General features: G+C 73.5%; 6 protein-coding genes. 1 reads left to right on the forward strand and 5 read right to left on the reverse strand.

The features are described 5' to 3' along the window. Positions 1 to 46: 46 nt before the first annotated feature. The 3 genes from ACH4J0_RS39615 to ACH4J0_RS39625 all read right to left on the reverse strand — a co-directional run bounded on the left by ACH4J0_RS39615 (position 47) and on the right by ACH4J0_RS39625 (position 4,798). On the reverse strand, positions 47 to 2,161 hold the full coding sequence (locus ACH4J0_RS39615) for an acyltransferase family protein (RefSeq protein WP_396246050.1): 2,115 nt from the start codon (positions 2,159 to 2,161) through the stop codon (positions 47 to 49). 132 nt (positions 2,162 to 2,293) lie between these two features. Further along, positions 2,294 to 4,030 carry a glycosyltransferase family 2 protein gene (locus tag ACH4J0_RS39620; protein ID WP_396246051.1) on the reverse strand — a complete coding sequence of 579 codons (1,737 nt, stop codon included), beginning with the start codon at positions 4,028 to 4,030 and terminating at the stop codon, positions 2,294 to 2,296. A 198-nt stretch (positions 4,031 to 4,228) separates the two neighbouring features. Continuing rightward, positions 4,229 to 4,798: a GNAT family N-acetyltransferase gene (locus ACH4J0_RS39625; protein ID WP_396246052.1), complete on the reverse strand. Its 570-nt coding sequence runs from the start codon at positions 4,796 to 4,798 to the stop codon at positions 4,229 to 4,231. Positions 4,799 to 5,095: 297 nt separating this feature from the next. Between ACH4J0_RS39625 and ACH4J0_RS39630 the strand changes: the two genes are divergently transcribed. Next, positions 5,096 to 5,737: a carbonic anhydrase gene (locus ACH4J0_RS39630; RefSeq protein ID WP_396246053.1), complete on the forward strand. Its 642-nt coding sequence runs from the start codon at positions 5,096 to 5,098 to the stop codon at positions 5,735 to 5,737. A 74-nt stretch (positions 5,738 to 5,811) separates the two neighbouring features. Here ACH4J0_RS39630 and ACH4J0_RS39635 read toward each other — a convergent pair whose 3' ends face one another. Next, the gene (locus ACH4J0_RS39635) at positions 5,812 to 7,179 is read right to left on the reverse strand and encodes a hypothetical protein (RefSeq protein ID WP_396246054.1); all 1,368 of its coding nucleotides are present in this window, start codon (positions 7,177 to 7,179) and stop codon (positions 5,812 to 5,814) included. A gap of 413 nt (positions 7,180 to 7,592) precedes the next feature. Further along, a complete protein-coding gene (locus ACH4J0_RS39640) occupies positions 7,593 to 8,276 on the reverse strand; it encodes a response regulator (protein WP_396246055.1) in 684 nt (227 codons plus the stop codon). Between the last annotated feature and the right edge of the window lie 155 nt (positions 8,277 to 8,431).

Consider the following 8,431-nt stretch of genomic DNA (forward strand, 5'->3'; position numbering starts at 1 on the left):
CCGCGGGGCGGGGCGGGGCGGTTCCCCCTTCAACGGTGCGGACCGATCACGGCGCGCCCAGCAGCACCTTGTCCAGCCGGGGCGCCAGCACCTGGGCCAGGGTGTCCGTGATGTGCCCGGTGTCCCGGTAGAGCACCACGCCCTCCAGCACCGCCGGGCAGCTCGGCCCGCTGCCCGGGCAGAGCAGCGCTCCCAGGTCCAGGGTCTTGACGCCGTAGCGGACCGCGAGGCCGCCGTCGAGCAGCGGGTCGGGCTCGAAGGCGGTGTCGCGGGGGAAGGAGCAGGCGTCGGAGCGTCCGTCGGAGGCGGCCAGGCAGGTGGGGATGTCCTTGCCCGGCATCGGAGTGTCGCCGAGGTAGGCGAGCGGGGCGCCGAGCGCGGCGAGCCGGTCCAGGGTGCGGGTCCAGCCGACGGTCCGCTCCTGTTGGCTGCCGTAGCGGTTGAGGCCTGCCATCAGGACCAGCCGGGGCTCGGGTCCGGAGGTGAGCCGGGTGAGGGTGTTCTCGCGCCAGCGGTCGCATTCCTCGTAGGTACGGCCGAGGACGTCGTTGCGCACGGTCAAGGTGGCCAGCGGGCAGCCGGGCTTGACCAGGACCTCCAGCGCCCAGTGCCGCTGTTCGGCCATCTTCAGAGCGGCCGAGATCCACTGTCCGGCGTGCGAGTCGCCGAGCAGCACGATCCGATCGGGGCCGTCCTCGTTGCCGAAGAGGCAGCGCGGACTGCTGTCGGCGTTGAGCGGGATCTCGCAGCCCTTGCCGGGCGGGAAGTCCTCCCGGGCCCGGGCGAGCGAGGGGGTGAGGCTGAGCACCCGGGCGCCGGGGGCGAACAACGTGGGACCGTCGGTGGCCCCCGCGGGGGCCCCCGACGGGGCGTCGGCGGTGCCGCCGAGCGCGCGGACGGTGCCGCCGCCGAGGGTGAGGGCGGCGATCAGCGGGATGACCAGGGCGCTGGCGCCGACGGCGAGGCCACGCCGGGGTGCCGGGCCGCTGCCGTACCGCAGCGGCTGTTCGACGAGGCGCAGGGTGAGCCAGGCGGGCAGCGCGCTGGCCGCGGTCAGGGCGAGGAGCACCGTCCAGGGCAGCTGGCCGTACCGGGCCTGGGCGATGGTCAGCACCGGCCAGTGCCACAGGTACCAGGCGTACGAGAGGCGCCCGGCGGCGCGCAGCGGGCGGCTGGCGAGCAGTCCGCCGACGAGGCGGTCGGACGGGCCCGCGAGCAGCACGGCGGCGGTCCCGAGGACGGGCAGCAGCGCGGCCGCGCCCGGGAACGGGGTGGTGCGGTCGTAGAGGAGGACCGGTCCGAGGACGGCCGCCAGGCCCGCCCAGCCGAGCGGCCGCAGCGCCCGGGTCACGGCGCGCCCCGGCGTGCGGGCGGCGAGGGCGCTGCTCACCAGGGCAGCCCCCGCCCCGGCGGCGAACTCCCAGAGTCGGCTGCCGGTGGAGAAGTAGGCGAGCGGCGCGGAGGTCACCGTCCAGCGCAGGCAGAGGGCCAGCGAGGTTCCGCCGACGGCCAGGGTGGCGAGGGTGATCGCCAGCGTGCGGCGCCGCCCGTACAGGTGGCGGGCGAGGCCGAGCAGCAGGACGCCCCAGAGCAGGTAGAACTGGTTCTCCACGCCGAGGGACCAGAAGTGCTGGAGCGGGCTGGGGTCGCGTTCGGCGGCCAGGTAGTCGGTCTGCTGGCCGACGAAGCGCCAGTTGGCGAATTGGCCGGCGGCGGCGATCAGGTCGCGGGCGAGGTCGGTGCCGCGCAGCGGGTCGAGCAGGGCGCCGCCGGCGGCCGCGGTGGCGACCAGCACGGTGGCGGCGGCGGGCAGGATGCGTCGGGCGCGGCGGGCGGCGAAGTCCCACAGGCCGAGCGGACGGCCGGTGAGCAGGCCGGTGATCAGGAAACCGGAGATGACGAAGAAGACGTCGACGCCGACGTAGCCACCGGTCGGGCCGGGGACCGCGGCGTGGAAGGCGAGGACGGAGAGCACGGCGATGCCGCGCAGTCCCTCGACGTCGGGGCGGAAGGCGGTGCGGCGGCGGGGCTCTCCCGTCGGCAGCACGTCGCCGGAGGCGGAACCCTGGGCCGGGGCGGCGGCCTGCCGGTCCATCCGGACGACTCCGGACAGCAGTTCTTCGGGGGACGTGGACGACGTCGGTGGTACGGCCGTTGACACGGCGGTGCTCCTTGCTGGGCTGGCAGCGGTGGTCGGGCCCGCCGGGCCGATGGGGCGGCCTGGCGGCGGGATCCGCGCCGGTGGGGCGACGCGCAAGGAAACGCGGCGGAGGGATGTACGGATGCGGACGGTTCAGAAGATCAGCGGATCGGCCCAGCCGGAGGCCAGCACCCCGCACAGCAGCAGCACGGCGGTGACGGCGACGGCCTCCGCCCGCCCGAAGCCGAGGTCGGAGTCGAGGCCGGGGCGGCGCCGCACCGGTGGGGCGACCTCCCCGACGGCCTCCCGGCCCTCGCCGAGCAGCGGCCGCAGGGCCCGGATCAGCGGGACCATGGTGTACGCGGTGAGTCCGAGCAGCGCGGCGAGCGCCCAGAAGGGCCGCCAGCCGTACTCCAGCGCGGCGCGCACCAGGCCCGCGCCGCCCGCGAGGACGACCAGGCCGAGCCAGCCGACGCCGAGCCGGGCGACGGTGCGGGCCAGTGACGTCCCGCCCGAGACGGCGCCGGTGGGCACCCAGTCGGCGGAGCGGCGGCGCAGCGCGTGGGCGATGGCGACCACGTGGCAGAGCCCGCCCAGGAGTTGGACCCGGGTGACCTCGAAGCGCCAGCGGGTTCGGGACATCGCGGGCAGCAGTACGAGGGCGACCCAGATCGGCGGCAGGAAGGGGAGCACCTGCCAGGGCTGGATCTCCTCGGGTGCGAAGAACAGCATGATCAGGGCGGGCAGCGGTACGGCGAACACGTTCACCGCGCTGGTCAGGTAGCCGAGTATGCCGTTCCAGAAGCAGAGCCGGGCCGACCTCGACAGCGGTCCGCGGCGGAAGTCCGGGTCGCGGACGAGGGCGAGCGAGCCGAGGCACCAGCGGTACTGCTGGCTGATGAAGGCGGGCAGTCCGGTGGGCGACATGCCCTTGGCGACCAGCGCGGGCACGTACCGGGTGCTCCATCCGGCGCGGGCGAGGGCGAGGCCGGTGTAGAGGTCCTCGCTGTGGTCGATCTCGGCGAAGCCGCCGATCCGTTGCAGGGCGGCGCGGCGGTAGAGCGCGTTGGTGCCGCAGCAGACGGTGCCGTCCTGGGCGTCCCGGGAGGGCTGGATCCAGCGGTAGAAGATCTCCTGGGTCGCCCCCGCGGCGCGTTCGAGCCAGGACATGTCGGCGTCGGTGTCGAAGCACTGCGGGCTCTGGACGATGCCGACCCCGGGGTTGTCGAGGTAGGGCACCAGGTGGTGCAGGAAGTCGGGGCGCGGGCAGAAGTCGGCGTCGAGCACGGCGACGATCTCGCCGTCGCCCTCGGCCAGTCCGTGGTTGAGGTTGCCGGCCTTCTTGAACCGGCCCCGGTCGGGCCGGGCGCGGTACCGGAAGCCGTAGGACTCGGCGAGTCGGCGCACCTCGGGGCGGTCGGCGTCGTCGAGGACCAGGACGGTGAGCTCGCCGGGCCAGTGGACGGCGGCGGTGTGCCGGTAGGCGTTGTCCAGGACGGCCAGCGGTTCGCCGGCGGTGGGCAGCAGCAGGTCCACGCTCGGGGGGCGGGCGGGGCTCCAGGCGCGCAGCAGCAGGTCGTGCGAGTCGCGGGTGAAGCGGCGGGCGCGCTGGCCGTCGGTGAGCGAGAGCAGCCAGGTGGCGGCGTTGAGCACGGTGAGCGCCAGGAAGGGCCACAGCAGCGGCTTGCTCAGCGCGAACAGGCCGAGGGTGGCGGTGGCTCCCGCGTAGGAGAGGGTGGCGCAGAGCAGCACCCAGCGGCGCTGCGGGCCGAAGTACCAGTAGAGCTCCTCGTCGTCGGGCGGGCTCGGCAGTCGGAGGTCGGGGTCCGCGGGTGTCCGGTGCGGACCGGTGTCGGGTGCGGGCATGGCGGTGCCATGGAGTACGGGCATGCGGAGATGGCCCCCCTGGGCATCGGACGGAACCTTGCCGTTCGACCCCAGCCTCTCACATTGGTCTGGACCAATCATGAACGAGGCGTGACATCTGCGCATCGCCCCAGCTCAGCGGCTTGACTCCGTGTCAGTGACACGACGGACCATCGAACGATCAACGAAGCGGCCCCCACGCGGGCCCCGAACCGGCCGCCCTCAGGCCTCCGCCAGCTCCTTGGCCAACAGCTCGAAGCGGAGGTCCGGTCGGCGCGGGATGCCGAAGCGCTCGTCCCCGTACGGGAAGGGGCTGTAGACGCCGGTGCGGCGGAACCCGCGCCGCTCGTACCAGGCGATCAGGTCGCCGCGCTGCTCGACCACCCTCATCTCCAGCAGCCCGACGCCCCACTCCTCGCGGGCCACCCGCTCCGCCTCGGCCAGCACCACCCGGCCGATCCCGGCGCCCTGGAGCGCCGGGCGCACCGAGAACATGCCGAAGTAGGCCCGGTCCGGGCGCCGTTCCAGCTGGCAGCAGGCGACCAGTTCACCGTCGCGCTCGACCAGCAGCACCACGCCGTCCGGGTCCTCGACGGCCTCGGCGACGCTCGTCGCGTCGGTGCGCTGCCCGTCCAGCAGGTCCGCCTCGGTGGTCCAGCCGGCCCTGCTCGCCTCGCCCCGGTAGGCGGACTCCACCAGCTCGACCAGCGCCGGGACGTCGGCGAGGGTCGCGGTACGGAAGGCGGGCCTCCCGGCGGGCTCTGCGGCGGACCCCGTGACGGTGTCGGACATGGCTGATCCTCTCCTCGGAAAAAGTCGACTTCCGGGGCATGGTGCCACAACCCACGGGGTTCACGGCGTGGCCGCAGACACCTGGCGCAACTGGCGGGCACATGGCCGCCCTGCTCCTCCCACCATGCCATCCGGGTGCGAGCGGCCAGCCGTGATCCGCCACTTCCAGCCTCCCCGCTGACCCCGTCCGACCCTGCCCTGCCACACGTGAGTCCGCAGTGACAGTCGTCCCGAGTGGTCGTACTCGAAAGGGTGCTCGCCCAGGCGGTGACCGAGTGGGGCCAGTAGCCTGCGGCCATGACTGTGACGCAGCCCTCCACGCCCCAGGAAGCCTTCGAGACACTGCTGGCCGGTAACCAGCGATTCATCAGCGGCACCGTCGAGCATCCGAACCAGGACGCTGCCCGCCGCAGCGAGATCGCGCCCGCGCAGGCGCCGTTCGCGGTGCTGTTCGGCTGCTCGGACTCCCGCCTCGCCGCGGAGATCATCTTCGACCGCGGGCTGGGCGACCTGTTCGTGGTCCGCAACGCCGGTCACGTGGTCGGTCCGGAATCCCTGGGCAGTATCGAGTACGGGATCAGTGTCCTCGGCTGCCCGCTGGTAGTGGTGCTGGGCCACGATGCCTGCGGGGCGGTGGCCGCAGCCAGGGCCGCTGTCTCGGACGGCACCACGGTGCGCGGGTACGTGCGCGACGTGGTCGAGCGGGTCACGCCCAGCGTGCTGGCTGCCCGCGCCGCCGGGCGCGTCGGGGACGCCGACTTCATCGCCGAGCACGTCCGGCACACGGTCGACCTGCTGATGGAGCGCTCGCGCGCCCTGGGCCACGCGGTCGAAGCGGGCAGTGCCGCCGTGGTGGGTCTGTCCTACCAGCTGGCGGACGGAGCCGTGCACCTGGTCACCGGCCGCGGCGTGGAGATGCCGGCCGACGCCGTGGCGTGACGTCAGCGCTTCGCAGCCCGGGGGCGTCCTCGCGTTGCCGCGCTGCGCTGATCGCACCGAGGCCGCGTCCCCGGTCAGGCGAACTCACGCAGGCGCGGCCGCACGCCCAGCGGGGTCAGCGCGAGCGCCGCCGCCAACACCGCCGCACCCAGGCCCGCGGTGGTGGCGTCGAGGTCGTCGTCGCCGTCGGCGACCGCTCCCTCGAAGGCACGCTGGTTGATCGCCTCGTCGTCCTCCAGTGCGGCGCTGAGCACGTCGAAGTCGGCGTTGGACTGGCCCGGGTTGAGGCCCGTGTCGAAGGTGACGGCCTCCTTCAGCTTGCCCTGCGCGTTCAACTCGCGGATCTTCCGGTCGTCGCGCTGGTACTGCTGGAAGGCGGCCAGCACCCGCTCCGCCGCGTCCTGTTCTCCGGCGAAGGTGATGTTGCGCAGTTCGTCGCCGAGGTACCCGCCGAACCCCACCTGGCCGTGGTCGGCCCGGTGCTCGTCGGCCAGTGCGGCGAGCCGGTCGTTGTACGTGGAGGGGCCTGCGCCGTCGACCCGGGCGAAGGACTGGGTCTTGTCGAGGAAGCTCTGCTCGTAGGCGGCGGCCCGGGCGGGGTCGGTCAGGTAGCGGCTCTCGTCGGCGTTGAGGTCGTACGCGACCGCGCGCGCCCGGCTGAGGGCGATCACCGAGTCGAAGGAGTCGCTCTTGGCTACCACCAGGTGGTGGTCCGCGCGGGAGGCCAGCGTCAGCGCGGTGACCAGGCCGACCACCGTGAGCAGCGTGGTGACGGCCAGCGGCACGTTCACCAGCCGCCGGAACCGCGCAGCCAGCAGCCGCTGCAGCAGCCCGAGCCCGGCCAGGGCCAGCAATCCGGTGAGCAGGATCCACCACCAGCCGTCGGCCAGGGCGTCGCGCTGGTCGGTGTAGTTGCGTTCAACGACGGCCGCGTTGGCCTTGGTCACGTCGTCGACGGCGGGCAGCAGGCGCTGGCGCAGCAGGTCGGTGGCCTGCCGGTAGGCCGCGAGGGCGTCCGCCGAGGGGTGGCCGGCCGGGGCGTGGGCCTGGTCCTCCAGCAGCTGGGCGCGGGCCACCAGGGCCTCGTAGTGGCCGAGTTCGCCGATGACGGTCTGCACGGCCCGCTGCCCGGCCTGGTCGCCCGCCACCGCTTCCGTGACGCGCTGGAGGTCGTTGTCGGCCTGGGCGCGCCGCTGTTCGTAGGTGTCCAGGGTCTCCTTGCGCGGCGGCGTGTAGTCCGGGTCGGCGCCGAACAGCAGGAGGTCGGCGGCCTGGGCGTCCATGTCGTTGAGCGCGAAGTAGAGGTCCGCCGAGCGCACCACCTGCGGCGCGGCCTGGTGGCCGATGACGTCCGTGCCGTCCCGGGCCCCGCCCAGGACGCCGGCGGTCACCGTGCCGGCGACGACCAGCGCGCCCAGGCAGAGACCGGTGAACCCGCGCACCAGGCGCGGAGTGTTCCACCAGGCCCGGCTGCTCCAGGAGCTTCCGAGCCAGTGCCGGGGGACGCGCGACCCGGGAGGTGGTACGGCTGTCTCCTGTCGCGCCGTGTCCGACGCGACCGTCTTCCCCGTGACAGCCGTACCGCCCGACGTTCCCGTTGGCATCGCCGCGCGCCCCCTCCCCCCTGTTTCCCACTGGCCGCCGAACCTTCCCCGGAGGAACCCGCCGGGGTTCGGGGTTCGGCAAACGGTTCGCCGCCAGGCCCCACGCCCAGACGGCGAACCGTTTCCTCGCAGCTCACACTAGGTGCGGCCGAACGCCCGTCCGCCTGCCCTGACGCGTCCTTGACGCCACCGGGGATCATCTTGACGAGGCATTGGCGCAAGATCTGTCCGGGTGGGCGGCCGGAACGCTCTCACGGCTGGAACCGGTAGCCGATCCCGGGTTCCGTGATCAGGTGGCGCGGACGGCCCGGGTCGGGTTCGAGCTTTCGCCGCATGCTGGAGAAGTAGACCCTCAGGTAGTTTCCGTTGCCCTCCGCGTCCGGGCCCCAGACCTCGGTCAGGATCTGCTTGCCGGGCACCAGCCGGCCGGGGTCGGCCAGCAGCAGGGTGAGGATCTTCCACTCGGTCGGGGTCAGCCGGACGGGGCCGTCCGGGCCGGTGATCGTGCCGGCGCCGAGATCGACCTCGTGCGGTCCGATCCGCGCCGACGGCTCGGGAGCCGTCGGGAGTCCACCCAGCGGCCGGCGCAGAACGGCTCCTAGCCGGGCCAGGAGTTCGTCCACGACGAAGGGCTTGGTCACGTAGTCGTCCGCGCCCGCGTCGAACGCCCGGAGTTTGTCCTCGATGTCGGCTCGCCCGGTCAGCACGATGATCGGCACGGTCAGCGTGGAGCGGATGCCGTGGATCACGTCCACGCCGTCGAAGTCCGGTAGGCCGAGGTCCAGGACGATGGCGTCGGGTGGTGCCTGGCCTGCCGAGTCCAGGGCTTCCTGGCCGGTGGCGGCGGTGAGCACCGAGTAGTGCCGGGCCTGGAGGTTGATCCGCAGGGTGCGCAGCAGCGCCGGTTCGTCGTCGACGACGAGAACGTGGCTCACCGGTCCTCGCTCCTCTCCAACTGGACGATGTCGGGTTCCTCGGTCCGCGTCTCCGGTGCTGCGGGCAGGGTGAGCAGCATGGTGGTGCCGCCCCCGGGGGTGTCCTCGACCTCCAGGCTGCCGCCCATGGCCTCGGCGAGGCCGCGGGAGAGAGC

This window comes from Kitasatospora sp. NPDC017646 (assembly GCF_044329365.1).
GTDB lineage: Bacteria > Actinomycetota > Actinomycetes > Streptomycetales > Streptomycetaceae > Kitasatospora.

Coding starts and splice junctions, on each gene's coding strand:
- ACH4J0_RS39625 (WP_396246052.1), bottom strand. CDS start 4,798: ATGTCCGACACCGTCACGGGGTCCGCCGCAGAGCCCGCCGGGAGGCCC.
- ACH4J0_RS39630 (WP_396246053.1), top strand. CDS start 5,096: ATGACTGTGACGCAGCCCTCCACGCCCCAGGAAGCCTTCGAGACACTG.
- ACH4J0_RS39620 (WP_396246051.1), bottom strand. CDS start 4,030: ATGCCCGTACTCCATGGCACCGCCATGCCCGCACCCGACACCGGTCCG.